The sequence below is a fragment of the Aminobacter sp. P4_D5 genome, assembly GCF_056401815.1.
Window position 1 is genome coordinate 18,435 of the sequence record NZ_JBFUIP010000030.1, and the last position, 25,392, is coordinate 43,826.

Consider the following 25,392-nt stretch of genomic DNA (forward strand, 5'->3'; position numbering starts at 1 on the left):
ATTGATTGATGGCTCAATTAAAAATAGGCTTGGCGATGGAGGAGTTTGAATGCCCAAGGTCGGAATGGAGCCATTGCGCCGCAAGGCGCTGATCGACGCCACGATCTCGGCGATCGGCGAACGCGGCACGCTTGACGTGACCATGTCCGAGATTGCCGGACGTGCTGGCGTATCCGCCGCACTGGCGCATCACTATTTCGGCGCCAAGGAAGACCTGCTGCAGGCGACAATGCGCTATCTGCTGTCCGAATTGAACGCCGATTGCCGCGCAGCACTCAAGGCAAGCGTGACACCACGCGCCCGGGTTTCAGCGGTCATTTCGGTCAATTTCTCCGAGAAACAGTTCCAGCCCGAGACGATCGCCGCATGGCTGGCCTTCTATGTCGAGGCGCAAAAGTCGCCCGCTTTGCGCCGCCTGCTCCGGGTCTACGCGCGACGCCTGCATTCCAATCTGATGAGCGGGCTTTCAGCCGTTCTGCCGCGTTCGGAGGCCGAGCGGGTCGCGGAAACCACAGCCGCGCTGATCGATGGCCTCTACATTCGCCGGGCACTCAAGGACGGCGTGCCGGATGCCACGACCGCCGCCGCTCTGATCGAGGACTATCTCGAAACGAAACTCGCGGACGCAAAGGCCAGCGGATGACGAAACGGCCCAACATCCTGATCGTCATGGTCGACCAGTTGGCTGGGACTTTCTTTCCCGACGGCCCCGCCGATTTCCTGCATGCCCCGCACCTCAAGGCGCTGGCCGCGCGCTCGGCGCGCTTTCAGAACAACTACACCGCCTCGCCGCTTTGCGCGCCCGGCCGTGCAAGCTTCATGACGGGCCAGTTACCGTCCCGCACTCAAGTCTATGACAACGCCGCCGAATTCGCCTCGTCCATCCCTACCTACGCCCATCATCTGCGCGCCGCCGGCTATCACACCTGCCTGTCGGGCAAGATGCACTTCGTCGGTCCCGACCAATTGCACGGTTTCGAGGAACGGCTGACGACAGACATCTACCCGGCCGATTTCGGCTGGACGCCCGACTATCGCAAGCCCGGCGAACGCATCGACTGGTGGTATCACAATCTCGGTTCGGTCACCGGTGCGGGCGTTGCCGAGACCACCAACCAGATGGAATATGACGACGAGGTCGCCTTCCACGCAACGCAGAAGCTTTACGACTTCGCCCGCGTCTCGGATCAGGCCGAGCGGCAGCCATGGTGCCTGACCGTCTCCTTCACCCATCCGCACGACCCTTATGTCGCGCGGCGGCAATATTGGGACCTCTACGAGGATTGCCCTGCGCTTGATCCCGAGGTCGGCTTCATCGCAGCCGAGCAGCAGGACCCGCATTCGCAGCGGCTCTACCACGCCAGCGACTATGCCAGCTTCGACATAACGCCGGAGCAAGTGCGCCGCTCCAGGCGCGGCTACTTCGCCAACATCTCCTATCTCGACGACAAGGTCGGTGAACTCATTTCTGTGCTGGAACGCACGAGGATGGTCGACGACACGATTATCCTGTTCTGCTCCGACCATGGCGACATGCTCGGCGAGCGCGGCCTGTGGTTCAAGATGTGCTTCTTCGAGGGTGCTACGCGGGTACCTCTGATGATATCAGGCAAGGGCATACCGGCAGAATTGATCGAAGCGCCAACCTCCAATCTCGACGTGCTGCCGACACTCTGTGAACTCGCCGGTATAGACCTTAGCGCTATCATGTCCTGGACCGAGGGCCAGTCGCTCGTCCCTCTGATGCAGGGCGAGCAACGTACCGATCCAGTGTTGATGGAATATGCCGCCGAGGGCTCTTATGCCCCGCTGGTGGCGATCCGCGAAGGCCGCTTCAAGTTCGTCCACTGCGAGATCGATCCGCCGCAACTGTTTGATCTGGAATCGGATCCGCGCGAACTCACCAACCTAGCCACCGACCCGGCCCATGCCGACATGGTCACCACCTTCATGGCCAAGGTGCGGGCGCGCTGGGACATGGCGGCCTTCGACGCGGCAGTTCGCGAGAGCCAGGCACGGCGCTGGGTCATCTACCCCGCACTCCGCAACGGCGCCTACTCCCCTTGGGAATTCCAGCCGCTGCAGAAGGCTTCCGAGCGCTACATGCGCAACCACATGGATCTCAACGTGCTCGAAGAGAGCAAGCGGTTTCCGCGAGGCGAATGATGACCAAGACGACCGTTCCCACACTCGACCAACTCAGGCAGGCATACGCCGAAACCTCCCAGGCGACGCAGCTGACGCCACTGCTGGAGTCAACTGCGCTTGCCCGAGAAGTCGGAGCCGCGCGTGTCTTCGTCAAGGCAGAGTCGCTGCAATGGGCCGGCTCGTTCAAGGCGCGCGGCGCCTATTGGCGACTGAAGAAGCTCTCTGCACCCGAAGCTCGTCGCGGTGTGGTCGCCTACTCCTCCGGCAACTTCGCCCAAGGGCTCGCCGCAGCCGGCCAGGCGCTTGGCATCCCGGTGACCATCGTCATGCCGATCGACGCGCCAGCCGCCAAGCGTGAGGCAACGAAAGGTTATGGCGCGCGCGTCATGCTCACCGACCATGGCGACCGCGCCCGCGAGGAAGTCGCTTCCGCCAAGGCGCGCGAAATCTCGGAGACCGAGGGCTTGGTGTTGCTCCACCCCTTCGACAATCCCGAGATCGTCGCCGGCCAGGCAGGAGCAGGCCTTGAAGCACTCGATCAATTGGCGGCCAAGGGCGTCAGCGCCGACATCGTGCTTTGCCCGGTCGGCGGCGGTGGCCTGATCGGCGGCGTGTCGCTCGCCTTCCACTATCTGTCGCCCAAAACCCAGGTGTTTGCCGTCGAGCCGGAAGGTTTCAATGGCATGGGCACTTCGCTAGCCCATGGTGCCCAGGAGACCATGCCACTCGGGCCGAAATCCATCTGCGACGGGTTGATGGCGCGCCGGCCCGGCGATGCTCCCTACGACGCGGTGACAACAGCTGGCGTGCGTGGCGTGACCGTCGACGATGCCTCCGTCCGGCGTGCCATGAAGGTCGCCTTCGAGCGCCTCAAGCTGGTGCTCGAACCTTCCGGCGCCTCCTCTCTCGCCGCCCTTATGGAGAAGAAGGTCGATGTATCAGGCAAGACCGTCCTCCTCGTAGCAACCGGCGGCAACGTTTCGCTCGCCGACTTCATGGTCCATGTGAACAATGCTTGAAGCAGATTTCGTCATCATCGGCTCCGGTTCCGCCGGAGCGGCCATGGCCTATCGCCTTTCCGAGGACGGAAAGCACTCGGTGATCGTCATCGAATATGGCGGCACCGATTTTGGACCGCTGATCCAGATGCCGTCGGCACTGTCGTACCCGCTCAACATGAGCCGCTACGACTGGGGCTATTCCAGCGAGCCGGAGCCGCATCTTGGCGGACGGGTACTTGCTACTCCGCGTGGAAAAGTACTCGGCGGTTCGTCCTCGATCAACGGCATGGTTTATGTCCGCGGCCACGCCCACGACTTCGACCATTGGGCCGAGCAGGGTGCTGCCGGCTGGGGCTATGCCGATGTACTGCCCTACTTCAAGCGCATGGAGCACGCCAAGGGTGGCGAGGACGGCTGGCGCGGCACCAAGGGGCCGCTGCACATCCAGCGCGGCCCACGCAAGAACCCGCTCTATCAGGCCTTCGTCGAGGCGGGACAACAGGCCGGTTTCGAGATGACCGAGGACTACAATGGCTCGAAGCAGGAAGGCTTCGGCGCCATGGAGCAGACAATCCACCATGGCCGGCGCTGGTCGGTGGCCAATGCCTATCTCCGGCCGGCGCTGAAGCGGGGAAATGTCCGTATTGTCAATGGCTTCGCCCGGCGTGTGGTGATCGAGAATCAACGTGCGGTCGGCGTCGAGATCGAAGTTCGCAAAAAGATTCAGGTCGTTAAGGCACGACGTGAAGTGATCGTCGCTGCCTCCTCGATCAACTCGCCCAAGCTGCTCATGCTCTCGGGTATCGGCCCTGCGGCGCATCTTAGGGCGCATGGCATCGACGTCGTCGCCGACCGGCGCGGCGTCGGCCAGAACCTCCAGGACCATATGGAGCTCTACATCCAGCAGGAAGCGACGCAGGCCATCACCTTGCACTCGGTCTTCAACCCGTTCTCCAAGGCGCTGATCGGCGCTGAATGGCTGCTGTTCAAGACCGGCCTTGGCGCCACCAATCATTTCGAGGCGGCGGCCTTCGTGCGTTCGAAAGCCGGCGTCGACTATCCCGACATCCAGTTCCACTTCCTGCCGGCGGCCGTGCGCTATGACGGCAAGGCGGCGGCCAAGTCGCACGGCTTCCAGGCGCATGTCGGGCCGATGCGTTCCAAGTCGCGCGGCGCGATCACGCTGCGGTCGAACGATCCATGGGCCAAGCCGGAGATCCGCTTCAACTACATGTCTCACCCCGACGACTGGGCTGATTTCCGCCACTGTATCCGGCTCACCCGCGAAATCTTCGGCCAGTCGGCCTTCGAACCATTCCGTGGCCAAGAGATCTCGCCGGGCAAGCACGTTGACACCGACGAGCAGCTCGACACTTTCATCCGCGAGCATTCGGAAAGCGCTTACCACCCTTGCGGCACTTGCCGCATGGGCCGCGCTGATGACCCGACAAGCGTTGTCGATCCCGAATGCCGGGTCATCGGCGTCGATGGCCTCAGGGTCGCTGATTCCTCGATCTTCCCGAGGGTAACCAATGGCAACCTCAATGGCCCCTCGATCATGACCGGCGAAAAGGCAGCCGACCATATCCTCGGCCGCACGCCACTCGCCCCGTCCAACCAAGAACCCTGGATCAATCCGCGCTGGCAGGTCTCAGACAGATAGAGCATCATCCGGCCCGACCGGATATGACCGCCACGACATACAAAACTGGAGCACACGATGCGCGCCCAACCAAAAGCCTCGCACTATATAAACGGCCGCTTCGTCGACGATGAGCGCGGCACGGCGATCCCTGTCATCTACCCAGCGACCGGCGAAATCATTGCCTCACTGCACTCGGCCACCGCCAACATCGTTGAGCTCGCCGTCGAGGCGGCACGCGCTGCACAGCCGGCCTGGGCGCGGCTGAAGCCGGTGGAGCGCGGCCGCATCCTGCGCCGGGCCGCCGATATCCTGCGGTCGCGCAATGCCAAGCTGTCGAGGCTGGAAACGCTCGATACCGGCAAGCCGATACAGGAAACGCTGGTAGCTGACGCCGCGTCCGCCGCCGACTGCCTCGAATATTTCGCCGGCGCGATCGCGGCCTTCAATGGCGAGTATGTCGATCTTGGCGGGCCTTTCGCCTACACCAAGCGCCAGGCGCTTGGTGTTTGCGTCGGCATCGGCGCATGGAACTATCCGATCCAGGTTGCCGGCTGGAAGTCGGCGCCCGCGCTCGCCATGGGCAACGCCATGGTGTTCAAGCCGTCTGAAAACACTCCGCTCTCGGCATTGGCTCTCGCCGAGGTCTATTCGGAAGCAGGCCTGCCCGACGGACTGTTCAATGTCGTCCAGGGCTATGGCGATGTCGGCGCGGCACTCGCCTCGCACCAAGCCGTCGACAAGATTTCGCTCACCGGTTCGGTGCCGACAGGCAAGAAGGTCCTGGCGCTGGCCGGCTCGCATATGAAGCACGCGACGATGGAACTGGGCGGCAAGTCGCCGATCATCGTCTTCGACGACGCCGACCTCGAAAACGCCATTGGCGGTGCCATGCTCGGCAATTTCTATTCAAGCGGTCAGGTCTGCTCCAACGGCACCCGCGTTTTCGTCCAGAAGGACCTTCACGACCGCTTCGTCGAGCGGCTCGTCGAGCGCACCAAGACCATTCGCATCGGCGACCCGCTCGACCCTGACACCCAGATGGGTCCGCTCGTCAACAAGTCGCAGCACGACAAGGTCACCGACTACATCGCTATCGGCAAGGCAGAGGGTGCGGCGCTGCAGGCCGGTGGCGGCGTGCCTTCGCTGCAGGGTTTTGAGGGCGGGTTCTTCGTCGAGCCTACTGTCTTCACCGGCGTCACGGACAATATGCGCATCGCCCGCGAAGAGATTTTCGGGCCGGTGATGAGCGTGCTGTCGTTCGACAGCGAGGACGAGGTCATTCAGCGCGCCAACGACACCGAATTCGGGCTTGCCGCCGGTGTCTTCACCAGGGACTTGCCCCGCGCCCATCGCGTGATCGCCGAACTCCAGGCCGGCACCTGCTGGATCAACACCTACAATCTGACGCCGGTGGAAATCCCGTTCGGCGGCTTCAAGCAATCCGGCATCGGCCGTGAAAACTCGCTCGCCGCCCTCCAGCATTACTCCCAGCTCAAGTCGGTCTATGTCGAGACCGGCGATGTGGCGAGCCCGTACTAGGGGCCCACAGCTAAGCCAGTCGCCGACTGGCTTAGCTGGCAAACTCTTCGGTCTTGTCGAGATACTGCGTCAGCGCTGTCACCAAATGGTAGAAGATGCTGGCAGGAACTTCCTTGGCGAGCGAGCGGCCGCGCTCGTCGATCTGGTCGATCCACAGCCCCTGAGGTGCCGGGTCGATGTGCCAGCGGAACAGGCGGCCAACACGCGCCTCGATCTCAGGCTTGAGGTCGGGACCTCCGGTGCCGTCGAGCGCGACTGCTGCCTTGATCGCCTCGGTCTGTGGCCAACTGCGCGAGATGTTGTCGAGCGGCAGCCCCTGCCGCGACACCGCCCCATAAGCCAGCCCCGTCGCGCGGTTGAGACCATTGGCGATGGCCGAGGCATAAAGCTTACGTCCGTACGCGACCAGATCCTTCTGGCCGCTCTTGTCGGCGAAATCGACCAGCAGCGACGCCCATTCGAAATGATGCCCTGGCTCGGTCCATTGCCCCTTCTCGCTGGGTGCTGGATGCCAGTCGCGGTCGAAGAACTCGCCCAATGTCCAGCTGTCGACCTCGAAGAAATGACTACGGAACAGATCGATGATACGAGCCGCGCGGCGCAGATAGGCACGGTCGCCTGTTACCGCGTGCCAAGCCAGGAACGCTTCGAGCAGATGCATATGCGGGTTGGATCGCCGCACACCTTCTCCGTCAGGGCTTTCGAGGAAGCCGGTTAGTCTCTCGTCTTCGAGATGCTGGTCGAGGAAGGCGAATGTCTCGGTCGCGAGGCCCAGCGCCTCCTTGTTGCCGGAGCGATGGGCATGGGCAAGCGCCAGCAGAACACAGGCATGATCGTAGGCATCTTCGAGCGGATCGGCGACACTGCCGTCGGGGTTCAGCGTACGCACCCAGCCACCGCGCTCGGTGCGCCCCTTGTCCGCCATGAAGCGGATGCCGTGATCGATCAACGCATCGGCCCCGCCGCCCCAGCCACGCTGCTTGGCGACTGAAAAGGCGTAGACTTGGCGCGCCATGGTGCGCATGCGCTTGGGCTTGGCAAGCGGCCGCCCATCGAAACCGAGCGCCTCGTGGAAACCACCGAAATGATCGTCGACGCCTGCGGTCGACCACAGCGGCAGCGTTTCTTCCAGCAGCCAGTGCTGTACCCGCCGACGCCAAGCGCCATTCGCCAAGACGCGGCCATGCGCTGGCGTGAACTTGGTCTCCAGCCGGCCGCTCTTTTCGAGCTGCTCGACGATCTTCTTGACGTTTTGGCTATGGCTGACCGGTGCGACGAATGTCGCGTCCGAAGTCGAGACAATGGCTACGCCTTTCAGCCCGATCGCCGACAACAACCTGCCTTCGCCGCGGAGATACGAGTTCTCGCAGTCGATCGCGACGACGTCGCCGACAATCACGTTACCGTCCTTGTCGGAGGGACTGACATCAAGCAGCGACTGCCACGAACCGAGATCGTTCCAGCGGAAGCTCGCCGGCACCATGGCGATACCGCTGGTGCGTTCCATGATCGCATAGTCGATCGAAATCGAGGGGATCCCGGAATAGAGCTCCAGCGGCATGTAAATGCCGGACAGGTCGCTGGTCGCCGCCTTGAACGCCGCTTCGGCACCTTGCCAGATTTCCGGCTGATGCTTGAGGAAGGCGTCGCGCATCGCGCTCGCCTTGAACAGGAAAATACCGGCGTTCCAGAAGAAATTGCCTGCCGCTAGATATCCCTCGGCTGTGGCCAAATCCGGCTTTTCGACGAAGCGGGTGACATCTGCAACGCCGTCGCTTTCGCCGCCGACCTCGATATAGCCGTAACCGGTCTCGGGCGTCGCCGGCTTGATGCCGAACACGACAAGGCGCCCCGCATTGGCAGCTGATACGCCGCGCTCGACCGTGTCCCAGAACTGGCGCTGGGTGGAAATCTCATGGTCAGATGGCACCACCAAAACGATGCCGTCGCCATAAGCCTTGAGCGTCTGCAATGCCGCGATTGCTACTGCTGCTGCCGTGTTTCGCCCCGTCGGCTCGAAGATCGCGCCGCCGCCGGAAAGATCAATTGCCGCCAGATCGGCACGGACGCGCGCCGCGTGACGTTCCGAGGCAATCAGATAGATCGGCGTCTCGCCCTCGTCGCGCGCAGCCAGGCGCTTCAGCGTCTTGACCAGCATCGAGCCGTCGCCGGAGAGGTCGTGGAACTGCTTGGGATTGTCTTCGCGCGACAGCGGCCACAGGCGCGAGCCAACGCCGCCGCTCATGACAAAACTGACGATCCGTTCAGCCATATCAGCCCCTCAAAATGTCTGGTTGTAGGCGCCGACCGACGTGTTGCGCCTCAACACCGCATCGACGCCCTCGAACATCTCGCGCCGCCGCTCCGATGAAACGGGGCTTTCCACCACAACCACCAGTTCCGGCTTGTTCGAAGACGCCCGCACCAGCCCCCAGGTACCATCTTCCGCCACCACGCGCACACCATTGACGGTGATCAGATCGACGATCTTCTGGCCGGCAAAGGTTTCGTCATTTCGCTTCATGGCCTCGAAGTCGGCGACCACCTTGTCGACGACACCATATTTCAGCTCATCGTCGCAATGCGGCGACATGGTCGGTGTGCCAAAGGTCAACGGCAGCGCGCGATAGAGATCGGCCATCGACTTGCCAGGGTTGCGGTCGAGCATCTGGCAAACGGCAATCGCCGTGACAATACCGTCGTCATAACCGCGCCCGATCGGCGGATTGAAGAAGAAATGGCCTGATTTCTCGAAGCCGGCGATCGCGCCCAGTTCGGCGACCCGGCGCTTGAGATAGGAGTGGCCGGTCTTCCAGTAGTCCGTCTTCGCGCCGTTCGCAGCAAGCACCGTGTCGGTGTTGAACAGGCCGGTCGACTTCACATCGACAACGAAGGTGGAGTTCGGATAGAGCGCCGAAATATCGCGCGCCAGCATCACGCCGACCTTGTCGGCGAAGATCTCGTTGCCCTCATTGTCGACGACGCCGCAACGGTCGCCGTCGCCGTCGAAGCCCAAGCCGACGTCAGCGCCGGTTTCCAGAACCTTGTCGCGGATGGCATGCAGCATCTGCATGTCCTCGGGGTTCGGATTGTAGCGCGGGAAGGTGTGGTCGAGCTCGACATCGAGCGGAATGACCTCGCAACCGATGCGCTCAAGTGCTTCGGGCGCGAACGCGCCAGCCGTGCCGTTACCGCAGGCGGCAACCACCTTCAACTTGCGGCCGATGCGTTTGCCCGCCACCAGATCGTCGAGATAGGTCTTGCGGAAATCCGGCACGAATTCATAGGAACCGCTGCCGATCAATTCAAAGTCGCCATTGAGCACAATGTCCCGCAGTGCCGACATCTCGTCGGGCCCAAAGGTCAGCGGACGCGCCGCGCCCATCTTCACGCCGGTCCAGCCATTTTCGTTGTGCGAGGCCGTGACCATCGCCACCGAAGCCGTATCGAGCTCAAACTGCGCAAAATAGGCCATCGGCGACAACGCCAACCCGACATCCTTGACGCGTGCGCCGGCGGCCATCAGGCCCGACACCAGCGCCAGCTTGATCGACATCGAATAGGAGCGGAAGTCATGGCCGACGACGATGTCAGGCCCCGCACCGAGACGTCGAATCAAGGTCCCAATGCCCATGCCGAGCGCCTGCACGCCGATCAGGTTGAGTTCCGGCTCCTTGGTCGAGTTCGGATGACCGAACCACCAGCGCGCATCGTATTCGCGAAAACCGGTCGGCTTGACCAGCGCAAGAGTCTCGAACTCGAAGGTGTTGGGGGTTGCTTGAGCAACGGGCTTGATGTTCACGACTGCACTCCAGCACGCAAATCTGCGCATAGATTCTCTTTGGGACCGAATACCGCAAGATTGAGACGCTGTCCCCTACCCCAGCGGCAGCACAAAGGCTTAAAAGCTCAACAAGATAACTCACTTGCGAAAAATCGCACCAGCTAAACCTTTGCCGCTTGCAGGAAGCAAAAGCGGCAGCTATAAGCCCGCCCACTGGTCACGGAGTGTAGCGCAGCCTGGTAGCGCACATCGTTCGGGACGATGGGGTCGCAGGTTCAAATCCTGCCACTCCGACCAGTAAAAACAACGACTTGTTTTCCCGAAAGTCTTCCTCCTAGATTAACGTGCACGCCAAGAGTTGGCGCGTTGAGGCTCCTGACGGCTCGACATCGAGCGCGCAGCAGCCGTGCCAAAAGAGGTACGGCCATTCCTTGCAGCCATCAAAGAAATAGTTGGGCCGAGGCCAGGACGACACTCAATTGGCACTTGAAGGAATAGTCTGGTGAGCTTTCTGAATTTTCGCTCGCAGGATCGGAAGGCAAGGCGCCAGCGCGTTGAGATCGACCTCACCGATACGGTCGTTTACGCGATTGGCGACGTCCATGGCTGCTTCAGTCAACTACGCGCGCTCGAAGACAAGATCGTCGCCGATGCCACTGAGTTGCCCGGACGGAAACTGATCGTGATGCTGGGCGACTACGTCGACCGCGGCCCGGATTCTGCCAGGGTGCTCGACCATCTTCTGGGCGCACCCCCGGCCGGCTTCGAGCGTATCTGCCTTGCCGGCAATCACGAGACGCAGATGCTTGATTATCTCGACGGCGGGCTGTCGCTCGAACGCTGGCTGGTAACGGGCGCGCGATCCACCTTGTTTTCCTATGACATCGATGCCGAACATCTGGCCGATCTCTACGGCAGCGGCGACAGACTCGACGACTACATCCGCGCCAGCATCCCGCCCGAGCATATCCAGTTCCTGCGTGGTCTGCCGATCATGGCCTATTCGGAACGGTTCGTGTTCGTGCATGCCGGCATCCGGCCTGGCGTGCCACTGCTCGAACAGGAAGATCACGACCTGCTCTACATTCGCGACGAGTTCTTCGAGTCCTCGCGGCGGCTCGACCGCTGGGTGGTACATGGCCATACGCCGGTCGACCACCCACGCATCGACGGTCGCAGGCTTGGCATCGACACAGGCGCTTTCAAAAGCGGGCGCCTGACGGCAGTGCGGATTGCGGGCAACCAGGGACGGCTGCTGTTTTCCTGAGCCTCAGGAAGCGACCTTCACCTTCGCCTCGCTCTTGTCGACATAGTAGGTCGAATATCTGTCTAGGAACTGCTCCGAGCTGCCATAAGCGCCGTAACGCGGCAGCTTCTTCAGGTCGACCTTGTTGAGCACCAGCCCAAGGATCTTGTTGGCGATCTGGGGTTCGGCATTGAGTGCCGAACGGACCAGCGGGCGCGGCGTCGCACCCCACTCAGCGACCAGCACGAAACCGTCGGCGAGCGGCGCGAACGCCTTGGCATCGACAACCGGGCCGAGTGGCGGCAGATCGACGATAATGTATTCGAACGTCGCCTTGGCATCTTCGATGAAACGCCGCATGCCGGCGGACGAAAGCAGTTCGCTGGTGTGCGAGAAGCGGCCACGCACCACAGCCGGCACGATCGCCATCTTGGTCTGGCGGTCAACCTTGACCACCGATTGCCAGCCCTTGTCGTTGACCACGGCTTCGACCAGCCCCTGATCGGCATCGATGCCCAAGCTGCGGCTGAGGCCGGGATTGCGCAGGTCGGCGTCGATCAAAAGCGTCTTGGCGCCGTTGCTGGCGAGCAAACCGGCGAGATTGGCGGCAACCGTCGACTTGCCCYCGCCCGGCAGCATCGAGATCACGCCAATCACCTTGCAGCCGAGATCCTGAAGCACGACGTCACTGGCGATCTTGGTGCTGCGCAGCGTCTCGGCGAACATCGAGGCCGGAGCATCTACGGCAATACGCATTTTCGCCCGGCGCCTAGCAGCCTCCGAGGCGCGTGCCAGCGGCGGCGGAGGCGTCGCGCCCTTCTGGGCTGTCTTGTCCTTGGCCTCCTCCTTCTTGTCGTCGTTCGAGCCGAGCAGCGGCAGATAACCGAGGAATTTGACACCCAGCCGCTCGCGCACGTCTTCGGCGGTGCGGAAGAAGCGCTCATTGAATTCGTTGAGCGCGCCGAAGGCTGCACCCATGACGATACCAAGCACGAGCGCCAAGCCGAACACCATCGACGTTCGCGGGCTCGATGGGCTGCGCGGCGTCGTCGCTTCCGAAATCACCCGCACCTTGGCGATGGGGAACGAACTCTGCTGCGAGGCTTCCTCATAGCGCGACAGGAATGTCTGGTAGAGCGTGCTGAGCGCGGTTGCCTGCTGCTGCAATTCGCGCAGGCGCACCTGCGCCTGATTGGCGCTGGAATTCTGGCCGGTGGCTTCCGAGACACTATTGCGCAGTGCTGTCTCGCGCGACTGCGCCACCTCATATGCGTTGCGATAGGTCTCCGATAGCTGGCTAAGTTCACGCAGGATCTGGTTGGACAGGTCGCCCTGTTCCTTGCGCAGGGCTACAGCCTGTGGGTGATTGGGACCAAAGCCTGTCGAGATCTCCTGCTCGCGCTTGGAGACGCTGGAATAGCGCTTCTTGAGTTCCGAAATCAGCGGATTGCCGGCCTCGTCGGCCGACAGGGTCGAATTGCTGACGGCAGCCTCGGGGCCGCTTTCAACGATGGTGCGATATTGTTCATAGCGCGCCCGCGCCTTCGCCGTATCGGCCTGGGCGAGGATCAGTTGGGCGTTGAGATCGGAAAGTTGCTGTTCGGCAATGGTTTCGCCACGTGCCGCGGCGAGACCATTTTCGGCGCGGAACTTTTCGACCTCGAGTGCTGCCTTCTGCGAGCTCGTGCGCAGTTCCCCGAGCCTGCCCTGGAGCCAGACGGCGGCCCTTTCGGTGGCGTCGAAACTGGCATCCAGCTGATCGGCGACAAAGGCATCGGCGTAAGCCCTGGTGATATCAGCCGCCAGCTGCGGGTCGTGCGAACGGTAGCCCATGGAGATGACGTAACTGCGGCCGGAGCGCTCGGCCATGATGTTGGCCTGCAGCATCGCCACCGCCTGCTGCTTGCGAGCCGCATCGGCCATCGCCTGGCGCTGCGCCTCTGTCAGGTCGCCACTGCCGGCGGCAATCTCGGGGCTGGAGCGGAATATCTGCAGGAAACCCCTGGCGTAACCGACCAATGTCGACAAAAGCGATTTCGGCGGCTGCATGAAATCGGGATTCTGTTCGAGCTTCTGCTTGTCGACAACAACCGATGCCAGACGCGCCGATTTGATGATCTCGATCTGGGAGAGGATCGCCGCATCGGTCTGCATGTTAACAGGCGTCGCCGAAACCTCGTCGACCATCTTGTTCATGCCCTCGTCGATCAGCACGCTGGTGCTGGCGGTGAAGGTCGGCGGCGTCGTCTGAAGATAGATCAACCCGAGCAGCAGGCCGACAACAGCGCCGATGCCCACCACCTTGGCCTGGCGCTTTGCCATGGCCAGCAGGCGTTCAAGGTCGATGAAGTCGCTTCCTTCCCGTGCGTCCTCCCGAGGCGCAGGATTGCGGTTGTTGAAAGGGTAGCTGGCGTAGTTCATCTGCGTTCCAGTTCTTGCCTGAGCGGCGGTCGCCGCCGCTCGAAAGGCTCTGGCGCGAAGCTGAATTCAGCTACGCAAGTGCTGTGCCCACAAGGCACGCTTCATGACAGGCACTGTCGAAACGCCGTCGGAGACAAGTGGTTTCACTCGTCCCGACAGCGTTTTGTCGTCAGGCTGCCGCGACGTGATCGTGCTCGGCGACCATCTCGCGGATGGCATCAAGCACGGAGCCACGGATATCTGCCCGCTTCAGCGCAAACGCGACATTGGCCTGGATGAAGCCCTCCTTCGAACCGCAATCGAACATACGGCCACTGAAAGGCCGGGCGAAGAAGGCCTGGCTTGCGGCAAGGCGAACCATCGCGTCGGTCAGCTGGATTTCGCCACCGGCACCGCGCTTCTGGGTGCCGAGGAGGTTGAAAATCTCAGGCTGCAGGATGTAGCGGCCGTTGATGTAAAAGTTGGACGGCGCGGCCGCCGGGGCCGGCTTCTCCACCATCGCGGTCACCTCGAAACCGGTGCCGATTTCAGCCCCCTTGCCGACGATGCCATATTTGTTGGTTTCGTTGGGATCGCACTGCTCGACGGCAATGACGTTGCCGCTGGTCTCCTCGTGCAGTTCCATGATTTCGGCGAGGCAGCCGCGACGGCCGAACGACACCATGTCGGGAAGCAGGAGTGCGAATGGCTCGTCGCCGATGATGTCACGGGCACACCAGACGGCGTGGCCGAGGCCGTGCGGTGCCTGCTGGCGGGTAAAGCTGGTGGCACCAGGAACCGGAAGTAGGCTCTCCAGCGACCTGAGTTGATCCACCTTGCCGGCCTGCTCGAGCGTGCCGACCAACTCCGGGTGAAGGTCGAAATAATCCTCGATGACCGCCTTGTTGCGGCCAGTGACGAAGACGATGTGCTCGATGCCGGCCTCCAATGCCTCGTCGACGGCGTACTGCACCACGGGCCTGTCGACCACCGGCAGCATTTCCTTCGGCATGGATTTGGTCGCGGGCAAGAACCGCGTGCCGAGACCCGCCACAGGTATCACCGCTTTCCTGACTTTCTTCATCGTGCCAATCCTCTCACTCATTTCAGTTTCCTCGTATTGGCCGGGCAAGGCAGAAGCCTTACTTGCCTGCCCGGTATGCGAACTGCCGGGCAACCCGGCGCAGCCGGACCGCTATCGGCATCCGCAAATGGCGAACCGCCGCCGGGTCCCCCAAAGCGGTTCTCATCGCCTTGAGCGGCGATCGCTGCTTGATGTGCTCCACCAATGACAGGAATGTGGCAGCCTGCCTGAGGCTGCGGGCACGTCGCGTGAACGCTTTTCTCGCCTGGGGATCGAGCCGATTGGACGCCTCAAAGGCCGCATCGGCGCGCTGCATCGCTTCGACGTGATGCAGCTCCAGAACCCTTGAGATTGAACCGCTGCGGACATGATAGGCATAGCCTACAGCGGGTTCGACGGCGCAACGCCCGCCCTTGGCAAGCGCGCTGGCAAGCAGGATATAGTCCTCGCCAATGCGCAGGTCTTCGTCGTAGCGAAGGCCATGTTCGCGGAGATACTCAGCCATGAATATCGGCTTCATGTAACCAAAATTGAACGTCGTTTCGAAGACCACATTGCCGCCGATGAAGTCAGCCAACGACAATTCCGCGAAGTTTTCGAGATATTCCTGCGGGAACATCACCTCCGGTTGCGTTCCGTCTTCTCGAATCACTTCGATGTTGTCGACGGCCATCCGCGCGCCACTTCGCTCGGCGCGGGATATCATTGCCGCGAGACGATCGGGCCGCACTGCATCGTCGGAATCGAGGATCGAAACCCAACGGCCCCGTGCAGCATTCAGGCCGGCATTGCGCGCGCCGCCGGGGCCGCAATTTGCCTCCAATGCCAGTACCCGCACCCGCTGATCGGCATAGGATCGGGCAAGTGCCAGTGTGGCGTCCGACGAGCAATCGTCAACGACGATCACCTCGACCGTGACGCCGCGTTGCGCCAACGCGCTGTCAATGGCGCGGCCGAGCGTCGCTTCGGCGTTGTAGGCGGCGATGACGAAGCTGACGTCAGGCTGCATCCTGCCCCCCTCCGCTGCCATAGAGGCGCAGTTCTCGAACGCCGACCAGCCCGCTCAGAACGCCCAAATGCATGACGCCCCTGAGCAGGCTTCGGTTGCGGCTGACCGGCCGGAACACGGCGATTCCGGCGGCAGCGAAGCAATAGGAGGCCTTGGCCGACGCCCGGGCCAGTTCGCCGGCCAACCGCATTCCTGGGCGCTTCGAACCGAGCAGCCGGCCATGGGTCTGGCCGACGCGGAAACGCCGCTTGGTGAGCCAGCCGAACGAGGCGCGCCCCTGAGGTACCGGCTCTTCCACCCAGGCCTCGGCAGCGTAGGCTATGCGGCCGCCGGCTCCGAAAGCTTGGTCGAAGAACTCGGTATCCTCGCCACCCGACTGGCCGCGCGCCAGGGAGAACCGGCGGCCGGCGATGCTTGGGGATTTCATCCTGAGCAAGGCATTGCAGGTGTAGCCGGTGCGGATTTCGCCCTGGACGAAGACCGGAAAGGTCGAATGAAAATCGCCGACCTGCATCCAGCCTGGCGCCCCTGCCCCGTAACGCGCCTTGACCGGGCCAAGCACCACGTCGGCGCTTGTCGCTTGCGCTGTTTCGACAAGCCTTTTCAGCCACGAACCTGTGGCCGTCTCGTCATCGTCGATGAAGGCGACAAAATCGGCGACACTGGCGTCGAGGCAGGCGTTGCGGGCAATCGAGATGTTGCGTGCCGGGCTGTGAACGTAGCGGATCGGCAGCGGCAGTTCCCGCGCAAGATCGGCCACGAGTTGCGATGCGCTAGGCACCTCGTCATTGTCGGCGACGATGATGCCGATCCGGTAACCCTCCGGCAATTCCATGGCTGCCAGCGAGCGTAGCGTTTCAGCGAGTTCCCTGCGCCTGAAGGTGCAGACACAGATGTCGATGCTGCCGGCATTCATGCGGTCCGCCCCTTTGTTCCGGCATCGATCAGTTGCAGCCAGAAACCGAGCGACCAGGCGAAATGCATGACCATGGCTGACACGCCGGCGAGCGCGCGTTTGGGCGCGCCCGAGCGAAGCCCCAGAAACAACCCATAGCCGAGGCAGACAGCCGCCCACTGGACAAATGGCACCGCAAAAACCCAGTGCCATGGCGTGAACACCGTGAGCAGAGCTGCAGGCACCACCATCAGCGGCACCATCTGCCTGATCTTGGGAATGACGCGATGCTTGAGCACGTTCTTCGCCCTGCCCCGGCCATAACCGAGATACTGACGATAGAGGGCGGACAACGAATTGCGCGGATAGTAGTTCATGCGCGTGCGGCCGCTCATCCAGATGCGGTAGCCGGCCTCCCGCAGGCGGTGATCCAGTTCGGCGTCCTCGTTGTGGCTGAAACTCTCGTCGTAGCCACCGAGCCTGCGGAACACGCTCACCCGCATCAGCGCGTGATGGCCATGATCGACCCACGCGCCGCTGGAGCTGTGCCTGTGTTTCGAACCTCCGGTGCCGAGCCTCGAATTCTGCGCGGCGGCCACCGCCTGCTGCACCAGACCCGCGCCCTTGGTCAGCATCGACACGACAACCGAGTCAGCACCGGTTTCTCGCGCCTCCTCCAACAGCCGGTCGCAGAAATCGTCGGGATAGCCGCCATGCGCGTCGATGCGGATCAGATAGTGCACGCCGTTGCCGAAGCGCTCGACCGCGAGGTTGATCGCGGCACTTTGGATACGCTTCGGATTGTCGATCAGCACGACATTGGCGTCGTCCGCCGCAGCCTTGGCAGCAATCGCGCGGGTGGCGTCGCTGCTGCCGCCGTCGGCAACGATGATCCGCGCGGAAAGCCGCCTCGCAGCTGGCCGAAGCTTGGCGAGCAAGGCACCAATGTGGCGCTCTTCGTTGAGGCACGGAATGATAATGATGCAGGAAGGGTTTTCAGGCATTGCTYTGCTTGTTTGTATGATGTCAGGCGGCGATGGTGCCGATTTCGGCGCGGCCAGCGATGCGCTGGAGCTTTGCCACCAGCGCGCGACAATCGGAGCTATCGCAGCTCCAGGTCCCTTGATCGCGGGCGAGTACGCCCCGATGCAGGGCCTCGTAGCGCTCGGCCGTCATTGGCGAGAGCGTGTCCATCATTGCTCTCACCGACGGCTCGGATAGTACCAGCCCGACCCGCTCCCGTTGCAGGAACCCGGCGGTTTCGGTGTCGGCCATGGCGATCGGCACGGCGCCGAAGCGGCAGCCTTCATAGAGCCGGTTGGGCAGCAGCCACTTCGAGTTCTGGCCTTCCTCGAAGAAGTCGATCGCCCAGGAAAAATGGACCTCCCGGTAGATGTCGGCCATGTCCTCGGGGTTTCGATAGGCACCCTTGAAGCTCAAATAGGGCTCTGATTCGACAAAACCATGGAAATCCGGGAACTCGGAAAGTGCCGGCCGACCGCGCATGACGACCTCGAACTGCCCCTTCATCCTGCGGGTGAAGTCGGCCAGCAGTTCGAGCGACTTGCGGCAGCGCAGTGCGCCGAACCAGCCAATGCGCCAAGGCGGCCCATCGGGCGCCTTCGGAACCAATGGCAGGCCGCGCGTCAATTCGAGCAGCTTGTTTTCCACCAGCTCAATTGGCGCGTCGATCTGGCCGTATCTGTCGAAATAGTGCCTGACGAAAGCCGGCGAGCTTGTCAGCAACAGCTTGACGTTGCGCCCAAGCAGCCGTTCAGCCCCGCGCATGCCTTTGCCCAGAAGGTCCTCGCGCAGCACCAGCCGATGGATATCGAGGCACTCATAGACAATCGGCACCGAACCGGCGAACGTGCTTCGCGCACGCTGCGCCAGCGCCAGCATTTCGAGGTTGCGGGCGATGATCAGATCTGGAGCCGGCATGGCGCCCAGCGAGCCCGACATGCCCGCCGAAGCCTTCGCCACCGCCGCGATTCGCTGCGCAAACCGACCGTCTCGTGTGTACCCGAGGTCGATTGGCTCAAGGCCCTCAATGTCTTTTACCGGCTCATCAGTTCGCCGGAATCCGGCCAACGCAAGACGCGCACCACCGGCCTTGAGCATGATGACCCGCCGGCGAACTGCTGGATCGGATACGTCATGCACAAGGTACAGCACATGCAGCATGAGATTACTCTCGCTGTTTTGGCCCACCGCTCCGCGATGCTAGGGAAGCATTTGCTGCGCCGCAACAATTACTGGCCAATTCGGCCTCAACTTTTGTTGCGTCGCAAAATAGCCCGTTTGATCTGTATTGATGCGCGTGGGCGGGCCTATGCGCACGGAGACGCGGTTCCATGAAGAATGTCATTGTCGAAAACACCGTCTGCCTGAACACCGGCGACGCTGCGATCCTCCTGGCGATCCGGCATATCCTGAAATCGGCCTATGCCGGCGATATCCAGTTTCAGGTGTTCGACAGCCAGCCCGAGGTCGCGTCGCGGCTCTATCCCAGGCAGGCCTATCCAGACATCGAGATCCGCAAGCTTTTGGCCGAGTCGATCTTCAAATACCCCTATGACGACAACCGGCTGAAGAACCTCGCCAAGCCGATCTATAACAGGCTCGCGCTGAGCGCACTGCGCCACTACGGCAAGAGCACAGCACTGGACGAGACGATGTTCGGTACTGAGGACCGCCGCAGCCTCGACATGTACCGGCAGGCCGATCTCGTCATCACGACCGGCGGCACCTACCTCGTTGAAAACTACAATCTCGAGCGCCGCCTCAACCAGTTCCGCATCGATGCCATCTTCGGCAAGGACCCGGTCTTTTTCACCCAGTCGCTCGGACCGTTCGACAAGGACTACAATCGCCGCGAGTTGAAGCCGGTCTTCGACCGCAGCACGCTGATCCTGCTGCGCGACGAACGTTCGCGCGGCCATCTCGCCGGCCTCGTCGACAATCCCGGCAAGTGCCATGTCGTGGCCGATTCGGTGTTCGCACTTGCCGACAAGGCGCGAATCGAAGGGCTCCTGTCCGCCGGTCAACCGCCCCAGCCTACTGGCCGCGTCGGCATCTCGGTGCGGCACTGGAACTATGTCAGCGAGGGCGCCGACGGCATGCGTCGCTACATGGATTCGATCCGCGACATCGCGACCTCGCTCGTGCGCGACCACGGCAAGCAGGTGACGTTCGTGTCGACCTGCCAGGGCGTGCCGGAATATGCCCATGACGATTCCAAGACCGCGCGGGCCATCGTTGCCGAACTGGCGCCTGACATAGCCGCACAAGTCAGCGTCGATGCTGATTTCCACACGCCCGAACAACTGATGGAATTGGTCAAGGGCTTCGATTTCGTTGTCGCTACGCGCATGCACATGATGATCATGTCGCTGTGTGTCGGCACGCCGGTGCTGCCCATCGCCTATGAGTTCAAGACCAGGGAGCTTGCCAAGCGGGTCGGGCTCGCCGACCTCCTGCTCGACATCGACACAATGACGCCGGAGGAGGCCAACCGGAAGCTGGCGAGTTTCGCGGGCAATCTCGACCGCCTGAGAGAAACGACCCTTGCCGCAGTGCTCGAAGAACACGCCTCGGCGATGTCAGCGGCCGAACTGATCAGACCGCTGCTCCAAGACGCTTCAGCGAACGTTGCGGGCGATGGTCTTCCAGGCTTCGACAAGGGCAAGGCGCGACTGCGGCACAGCGACCATGAAGGCGAGCGCAACCGCGTAGCTTAGTGCTGCTGCGGTCACCGCGGCAACGAGATTGGACTGTTCGGTCAGCGATGCAGGGAGGTAGCCGTAGCCCAGCCAGGCGACGGCTGCAGCAACGACCAGCAGCCCCTGAACCATTATGAAGTCGAGCGCCGAGACAGGCCCGGTCCGCCCCAGCATCACCGCGAGCACCGGCAGCCGCAGCACATAGCCGCTGACGGCATAGGCTGCGGCGACGCCGACAGCGCCCCATTTCAGCCCGACGACGAAAGACAACACCGTCGTCAGTGCCGAATAGACACCCCAGCGGAACATCGTTCCTGTCTTGCCCTGGCAGATGAAGATCCAGCCTGTCGTGCTCGACACCGGCTGCATCAGCCCGGCAATGCCGAGCCAGGCGAAAATCGGCGCCACCGCCAGCCAGCGCTCGCCAAACAGGATCGTAACGACTGGCTCGGCAGCGATGGTCAATGCCGCGATGCCGGGTACAGTGATGAAGGCAAGCAGCCAGTTGGTCCGAAGATAAAGCTCGCGGAAGCGCGGCTTGTCGTCCTGGATGCGGCTGAGCAGCGGCACCATCAGGCGCGACAGCGGCTGGTTGATGTTCTGCAGCGGAAACAACAGCAGCTTGTAGGCGCGATCGTAGTAGCCGAGCTCAATCGGCCCCGAAAACTTGCCGATCAGAATGTTGTCGAGGTTGCGCGAGAAGAAATTGACGAGGTTGAAGCCGGTAAGATTGGCGCCGAAGGACAGGATCTCGCGCTCGACCCTGAGGCTCGGTTTATCAGGTTTCCAGCGCGTGGCGAGCCATGCGCCCAGCAGCGTCACGATCGCGCCAGCGGCCGGCCCGATCACCAGCGCCCAATAGCCGAGACCGGCATAGGCAGCGGCGATCGCCGCAACCAGACCGGCCAACGCTGTCACCACGTCGTTGATCGCGAGTTGACCGAATTGCAGATTGCGGTTCATCAGCGCCAGCGGCAGCGCGGCAAGGCTTCCCAACAACAGCGGCGTTGCTGCGGCAAGGGTGATCCCGGTCATGCGGGCATCACCGTAAAAGGCTGAAACAGCAGGCGAAAGTGCTGCAATCACGATGGTGCAGATCAGGCCGGCAAGTGTGCTAATCCAGAACACCTGGTTGAGTTGCGACTGGTCGATCTCCTGCCGCTGGATCACCGCCTGCTGGAGGCCAAGATTCTGGAACAGCCCGACAAAGGCGATGATCGGCCCGACCGAGGCGACAAGGCCAAAGTCCTCAGGTGCCAGCATCCGTGCCAGGACCACCACCGACACAAACTGGATGGCAATCTTGATCGCCTGCGCTGCAGCGGTCAGCGCCCCGCCCCTGAGCGCGATGCGTCCCAATTGCTGGGCTTGAGCCGTCATGCGGCTGCCCTTGTCGCGGCAAGGCGGAACAGCGTGTCGGCGAAAGCGTCGTTGAGCCTGGTCGAATCGAAATCGTCCTCGACCTTGCGCCGCGCGGCGATGGCGAGCGCCTCGCAGGGGCCGGGGTTTTCGGCGATCCAGATCAGTTTTTGTGCCAGCGCCGCCGCATCCCTCTCGGGTGCGAGGAGACCGGTTCTGCCGTCCTCGATCAGTTCGGGAATTCCCGAATGATATGTGCTGACCACCGTCAGCCCGGCCGCCATCGCCTCCATCAACGCGACAGGAATGCCCTCAAGGTCGCCGTCGCTGGCCTTGACGCTGGGCAGTACGAAGACATCCGCCTGGCTCAAGCGCTGCTTGACCTCGCTATGCGCGCGCGGCCCAAGGAAGGCGACACGTTCGGATATGCCCAGCCTTGCAGCGAATTGTTTCATCTCATCGAGCAGTTCGCCGCCACCGATGATGGTGTAGGACCAGTCGATGTCAGGCCGCACGGCCTGCACTTCGGCGAGTGCACGCAAGGCAAACTCAATGCCCTTCTTCTCGGTCAGCCGGCAGACCGAGATCAGCGCCAGCGCGGTGTTGCCCTGCCGGCCGGCGTGAAAGTCGATCTCGTCAGTGTTGACGCCCATATGGTGTACGGCAACGGTGCCGGGGGCGGCACCTGCCCCTATCAACGCGTCGCGGAAGAAGCCGTTGACCGGCAGTTGCAAGGCGCCTTGTTGGAAGACAACTTCGTAACGCGACAACGTGCCGTCATGCATTGGCGCGCCGACATCATGGCCGTGGAAGATGGTCACCAAAGGTGCCGTGATTTGCCGCTGCTTCATCGCTCTTGCGACGCGCAGGCCATTGTTGCCGAAATGGGCAACGATGACGTCGTATTTCTCGAGCTTGCCGGCAAAGGCGATGTCGAGCGCAGTCGACGACTTGTCCCAGAGCCGGCCTGCCCATTTGCGAAGCGATGGGCGCAGTGCACCGAGCGCGCCCCACCATTGTTCGACACCGCCGGGTAGGTTGCGCCAGCGCGGATCGTCAATGTTGTGTTCCTTGCCAAAAGTCGTCTGATTACAGACGACCCCGACCTCGATGCCGCGCTCGAGGCATCCCGCGATCTGGTCGAGAACGAAGGTCTCGGAAAGCGAGGGGAACTTGTCGACGACAAAACAGACTTTCATCGATCCGCGCTCCAACTCAGGCCGCCTGATGGAGGCTGCCTGTCGCCGCTCGTTCGAGCACCCCCATGAAGGTGGCGAACTGGGCATCAGGATCGAGCTGGGGACGGTGCGAAAATTCGCGCGCGGCCTCCGACAAGCGCTCATATTCGGCCCGGTCATCCCACAGGCAGCGTACCGCGCCAACCCAGACATCGAGCGGTGCATCGTAGTCGAGGACGACGCCACCCTTGCCGATCGCTTCAGGCAGTCCGCCACGGCGAGAGCCGACGACGGGGATACCGCTACAATGGGCCTCTGAAGCGACGCGGCCCCAGGCTTCCTCCCATTTGCTTGGCGCGAGCAGGATCTTGGTCCGGCCATAGACCGTCTTCATGTCGTTGGTTCGGCTTTCGAGCCTGACGTTGCCTAGCGGTGCGATGATTTCTTCGACGCGCGCGCGGTGATCGTCTGCAAGCTTCCAGCTTTCGACAAACAGGAAGGGAATGTCGGGACAGCGCCCGGCGATACGAACGGCGAGCTCGAAGCCCTTTTCCTCGTAGGGGTTTATCAGCGTGACGAATTCGCCTGTCGTGGGCGTGTTGTAGTGCGCCGGATTGATCGTTGGTGGGATGACCGTCGAATCAATGCCGAACCGTTGCCCGTAGGTGCGCGCGGTGAACTCCGAATTGGCGATGTACTGCGCCGACCGCAGTTCGCTGAGATCACCGCCCAGTTCGTGGAACTCGACGTTCCTGAGATAGACGACGAGGGGGATACCCTGGGCTTCAAGCGCCTTGCCGATCGGAACCGACTTGTGACACTGAACCACCGCGACATCGGGTTTCAGCTTTTGCACGGCGAAGTCAGCGGCCTCCCACGGGAACCAGGCACGAACCACGGGATAGCCGGGAAACGTGTCGATGACGGCACGCTGCCCGAGCAGCTTCATCTTGGCCCTGGCCTTGAAGCCGAACATGCCGTCGCCAAACAGGGCGGCAAGCACCGAGGCCTCGTGGCCATGCGCGCGCAGCTGTTCGACCAGATGATGCGTGCTCGACTGCACGCCACCGCTGAATTCGGGCGTATAGCCGTTGCCTCCGGCAAAAAGAACCCTCATGCGGCCAGCTCCTTTGCCACTCGCCCATCCCTCTCGCCAGCCTTGCGCCCGATGGAGATGTAGTCGATGCCGTGGCGGACGAGCACGCGCGGGTCGTAGAGATTGCGGCCGTCGAAGATCACGGGCGTCGAAAGCGCCTGCTTGATCACTTCGAAGGACGGCGCGCGGAAATTCTTCCACTCGGTGGCGATCAGCAGCGCATCGGCGCCACGCAGCGCCGCCTCCTTGGTGCCGCAGAGCAAAAGGTCGTCGCGCTGGCCGTAGATGGTCTGCGCCTCCTGCATCGCCTCGGGATCATAAGCCTGGACCTTGGCCCCGGCCGCCCACAGCGCCTCCATCAGTACGCGGCTCGGCGCCTCGCGCATGTCGTCGGTGTTGGGCTTGAAGGCGAGCCCCCACAAGGCAAAGGTTTTTCCCGCGAGATCGCCGTTGAAATAGGCCGCGAGCTTGTCGAACAGTACGGCTTTTTGCGTGTTGTTGCGCTCTTCGACCGACTTCAACAGCGTCGCMTCGAAGCCGATGGTGTCGGCGGTGCGGATCAGCGCRCGCACGTCCTTGGGAAAACACGAGCCGCCATAACCCAGGCCGGGATAGATGAAGTGRTAGCCGATGCGCGGGTCCGAGCCGATGCCCTTGCGCACCTCCTCGATGTCGGCGCCGAGCAGTTCGGCGAGGTTGGCCATCTCGTTCATGAAGCTGATCTTGGTCGCCAGCATGCAGTTGGCGGCGTATTTGGTGAACTCGGCCGAGCGCACATCCATCACGATCATCTTTTCGTGGTTGCGGTTGAACGGCGCGTAGAGCTCGCGCATCACCATTTCGGAGTTCTCGTCGCCGGTGCCGATGATGATGCGGTCAGGCTTCATGCAGTCGGCGACCGCCGAGCCTTCCTTCAAAAACTCCGGGTTGGAGACCACATCGAAGGTGAGATCCGCGCGGCCGCGTTGCTTGAGCACCTCGGCGATCTTTGCCCGGACCTTGTCGGCGGTGCCGACCGGCACTGTCGACTTGGTCACGACGATCTTGGGGCCGGCCATCTCGCGGCCGATCGCTTCGGCGACCGACAGCACATATTTGAGATCGGCCGAGCCGTCCTCGCCCTGCGGCGTGCCGACGGCGATCATCTGGATCTCGCCATGCCTGACGGCGAGTGCCGCGTCGGTGGTGAAGACGATGCGGCCCGCCGCGTGGTTGTCGCGCACCAAAGCTTCGAGACCCGGCTCGAAGATCGGGATGAAACCCTGGTTCAGCCGCTCGACCTTGGC

Annotated in this window: 19 protein-coding genes and 1 tRNA gene; 8 read left to right on the top strand and 12 right to left on the bottom strand. The window is 62.4% G+C overall.

Annotated elements, in window-relative coordinates; translation table 11 throughout:
* Positions 1-49: 49 nt before the first annotated feature.
* The 5 genes from betI to betB are packed head-to-tail and all read left to right on the top strand — an operon-like array spanning position 50 to position 6,333.
* Positions 50-643 carry a transcriptional regulator BetI gene (gene betI / locus AC1DWF_RS09305; protein ID WP_476784070.1) on the top strand — a complete coding sequence of 198 codons (594 nt, stop codon included), beginning with the start codon at positions 50-52 and terminating at the stop codon, positions 641-643.
* Positions 640-2,166: a choline-sulfatase gene (betC, locus tag AC1DWF_RS09310; protein ID WP_476784069.1), complete on the top strand. Its 1,527-nt coding sequence runs from the start codon at positions 640-642 to the stop codon at positions 2,164-2,166. The genes betI and betC overlap by 4 nt, the downstream gene beginning before the upstream one ends.
* A complete protein-coding gene (locus AC1DWF_RS09315) occupies positions 2,166-3,167 on the top strand; it encodes a threonine/serine dehydratase (protein ID WP_476784076.1) in 1,002 nt (333 codons plus the stop codon). Before betC ends, AC1DWF_RS09315 begins: the two co-directional genes overlap by 1 nt.
* A complete protein-coding gene (gene betA / locus AC1DWF_RS09320; RefSeq protein ID WP_476787498.1) occupies positions 3,160-4,812 on the top strand; it encodes a choline dehydrogenase in 1,653 nt (550 codons plus the stop codon). The genes AC1DWF_RS09315 and betA overlap by 8 nt, the downstream gene beginning before the upstream one ends.
* 57 nt (positions 4,813-4,869) lie before the next feature.
* The gene (betB, locus tag AC1DWF_RS09325) at positions 4,870-6,333 is read left to right on the top strand and encodes a betaine-aldehyde dehydrogenase (RefSeq protein ID WP_476787499.1); all 1,464 of its coding nucleotides are present in this window, start codon (positions 4,870-4,872) and stop codon (positions 6,331-6,333) included.
* Positions 6,334-6,364: 31 nt separating this feature from the next.
* Here betB and AC1DWF_RS09330 read toward each other — a convergent pair whose 3' ends face one another.
* Both AC1DWF_RS09330 and AC1DWF_RS09335 read right to left on the bottom strand, forming a co-directional pair.
* On the bottom strand, positions 6,365-8,605 hold the full coding sequence (locus AC1DWF_RS09330; RefSeq protein WP_476783962.1) for a mannose-1-phosphate guanylyltransferase/mannose-6-phosphate isomerase: 2,241 nt from the start codon (positions 8,603-8,605) through the stop codon (positions 6,365-6,367).
* A gap of 9 nt (positions 8,606-8,614) precedes the next feature.
* Positions 8,615-10,135, bottom strand: a complete 1,521-nt coding sequence (locus AC1DWF_RS09335; protein WP_476787500.1) for a phosphomannomutase/phosphoglucomutase — start codon at positions 10,133-10,135, stop codon at positions 8,615-8,617.
* A 202-nt stretch (positions 10,136-10,337) separates the two neighbouring features.
* Between AC1DWF_RS09335 and AC1DWF_RS09340 the strand changes: the two genes are divergently transcribed.
* Positions 10,338-10,414, top strand: a tRNA-Pro gene (locus AC1DWF_RS09340).
* A 205-nt stretch (positions 10,415-10,619) separates the two neighbouring features.
* Positions 10,620-11,384 (top strand): metallophosphoesterase family protein, encoded by a 765-nt coding sequence (locus tag AC1DWF_RS09345; RefSeq protein WP_476787501.1) that lies wholly within the window; start codon positions 10,620-10,622, stop codon positions 11,382-11,384.
* Between the two features lie 3 nt (positions 11,385-11,387).
* On the opposite strand, the gene AC1DWF_RS09350 is transcribed toward AC1DWF_RS09345, so the two are convergent.
* The 6 genes from AC1DWF_RS09350 to AC1DWF_RS09375 form a co-directional block, all read right to left on the bottom strand.
* Complete coding sequence (locus AC1DWF_RS09350; RefSeq protein ID WP_476841624.1) at positions 11,388-13,784, bottom strand: polysaccharide biosynthesis tyrosine autokinase; 2,397 nt, start codon at positions 13,782-13,784, stop codon at positions 11,388-11,390.
* A gap of 169 nt (positions 13,785-13,953) precedes the next feature.
* Positions 13,954-14,847, bottom strand: coding sequence for a UTP--glucose-1-phosphate uridylyltransferase (locus AC1DWF_RS09355; protein WP_476787536.1), 894 nt, complete (start codon positions 14,845-14,847; stop codon positions 13,954-13,956).
* Between the two features lie 58 nt (positions 14,848-14,905).
* Positions 14,906-15,856, bottom strand: coding sequence for a glycosyltransferase family 2 protein (locus tag AC1DWF_RS09360; RefSeq protein WP_476787502.1), 951 nt, complete (start codon positions 15,854-15,856; stop codon positions 14,906-14,908).
* Entirely contained in the window at positions 15,846-16,772 is a 927-nt protein-coding gene (locus tag AC1DWF_RS09365) for a glycosyltransferase family 2 protein (protein WP_476784323.1), read from the bottom strand. The genes AC1DWF_RS09360 and AC1DWF_RS09365 overlap by 11 nt, the downstream gene beginning before the upstream one ends.
* Positions 16,769-17,755 carry a glycosyltransferase family 2 protein gene (locus AC1DWF_RS09370; protein WP_476784322.1) on the bottom strand — a complete coding sequence of 329 codons (987 nt, stop codon included), beginning with the start codon at positions 17,753-17,755 and terminating at the stop codon, positions 16,769-16,771. Before AC1DWF_RS09370 ends, AC1DWF_RS09365 begins: the two co-directional genes overlap by 4 nt.
* Positions 17,756-17,777: 22 nt before the next feature.
* Positions 17,778-18,935, bottom strand: a complete 1,158-nt coding sequence (locus tag AC1DWF_RS09375; protein WP_476784321.1) for a glycosyltransferase family protein — start codon at positions 18,933-18,935, stop codon at positions 17,778-17,780.
* Positions 18,936-19,105: 170 nt separating this feature from the next.
* On the opposite strand from AC1DWF_RS09375, the gene AC1DWF_RS09380 reads away from it, so the two are divergent.
* Positions 19,106-20,491, top strand: coding sequence for a polysaccharide pyruvyl transferase family protein (locus AC1DWF_RS09380; RefSeq protein ID WP_476784320.1), 1,386 nt, complete (start codon positions 19,106-19,108; stop codon positions 20,489-20,491).
* Here AC1DWF_RS09380 and AC1DWF_RS09385 read toward each other — a convergent pair.
* The 4 genes from AC1DWF_RS09385 to AC1DWF_RS09400 all read right to left on the bottom strand — a co-directional run.
* Entirely contained in the window at positions 20,393-21,853 is a 1,461-nt protein-coding gene (locus AC1DWF_RS09385; RefSeq protein ID WP_476787503.1) for a lipopolysaccharide biosynthesis protein, read from the bottom strand. The two genes, AC1DWF_RS09380 and AC1DWF_RS09385, sit on opposite strands and share 99 nt — an antisense overlap.
* Positions 21,850-23,031: a glycosyltransferase gene (locus tag AC1DWF_RS09390; RefSeq protein ID WP_476784318.1), complete on the bottom strand. Its 1,182-nt coding sequence runs from the start codon at positions 23,029-23,031 to the stop codon at positions 21,850-21,852. The genes AC1DWF_RS09385 and AC1DWF_RS09390 overlap by 4 nt, the downstream gene beginning before the upstream one ends.
* Before the next feature lie 16 nt (positions 23,032-23,047).
* Positions 23,048-24,127: a glycosyltransferase gene (locus AC1DWF_RS09395; RefSeq protein ID WP_476787504.1), complete on the bottom strand. Its 1,080-nt coding sequence runs from the start codon at positions 24,125-24,127 to the stop codon at positions 23,048-23,050.
* A partial coding sequence (locus AC1DWF_RS09400) for a UDP-glucose dehydrogenase family protein (RefSeq protein ID WP_476841625.1) occupies positions 24,124-25,392 on the bottom strand: 1,269 nt, incomplete at its 5' end. The genes AC1DWF_RS09395 and AC1DWF_RS09400, both read right to left, overlap by 4 nt.

Coding starts and splice junctions, on each gene's coding strand:
- betI (WP_476784070.1), top strand. CDS start 50: ATGCCCAAGGTCGGAATGGAGCCATTGCGCCGCAAGGCGCTGATCGAC.
- betC (WP_476784069.1), top strand. CDS start 640: ATGACGAAACGGCCCAACATCCTGATCGTCATGGTCGACCAGTTGGCT.
- AC1DWF_RS09315 (WP_476784076.1), top strand. CDS start 2,166: ATGACCAAGACGACCGTTCCCACACTCGACCAACTCAGGCAGGCATAC.
- betA (WP_476787498.1), top strand. CDS start 3,160: ATGCTTGAAGCAGATTTCGTCATCATCGGCTCCGGTTCCGCCGGAGCG.
- betB (WP_476787499.1), top strand. CDS start 4,870: ATGCGCGCCCAACCAAAAGCCTCGCACTATATAAACGGCCGCTTCGTC.
- AC1DWF_RS09330 (WP_476783962.1), bottom strand. CDS start 8,605: ATGGCTGAACGGATCGTCAGTTTTGTCATGAGCGGCGGCGTTGGCTCG.
- AC1DWF_RS09355 (WP_476787536.1), bottom strand. CDS start 14,847: ATGAAGAAAGTCAGGAAAGCGGTGATACCTGTGGCGGGTCTCGGCACG.
- AC1DWF_RS09360 (WP_476787502.1), bottom strand. CDS start 15,856: ATGCAGCCTGACGTCAGCTTCGTCATCGCCGCCTACAACGCCGAAGCG.
- AC1DWF_RS09365 (WP_476784323.1), bottom strand. CDS start 16,772: ATGAATGCCGGCAGCATCGACATCTGTGTCTGCACCTTCAGGCGCAGG.
- AC1DWF_RS09370 (WP_476784322.1), bottom strand. CDS start 17,755: ATGCCTGAAAACCCTTCCTGCATCATTATCATTCCGTGCCTCAACGAA.
- AC1DWF_RS09375 (WP_476784321.1), bottom strand. CDS start 18,935: ATGCTGCATGTGCTGTACCTTGTGCATGACGTATCCGATCCAGCAGTT.
- AC1DWF_RS09380 (WP_476784320.1), top strand. CDS start 19,106: ATGAAGAATGTCATTGTCGAAAACACCGTCTGCCTGAACACCGGCGAC.
- AC1DWF_RS09385 (WP_476787503.1), bottom strand. CDS start 21,853: ATGACGGCTCAAGCCCAGCAATTGGGACGCATCGCGCTCAGGGGCGGG.
- AC1DWF_RS09390 (WP_476784318.1), bottom strand. CDS start 23,031: ATGAAAGTCTGTTTTGTCGTCGACAAGTTCCCCTCGCTTTCCGAGACC.
- AC1DWF_RS09395 (WP_476787504.1), bottom strand. CDS start 24,127: ATGAGGGTTCTTTTTGCCGGAGGCAACGGCTATACGCCCGAATTCAGC.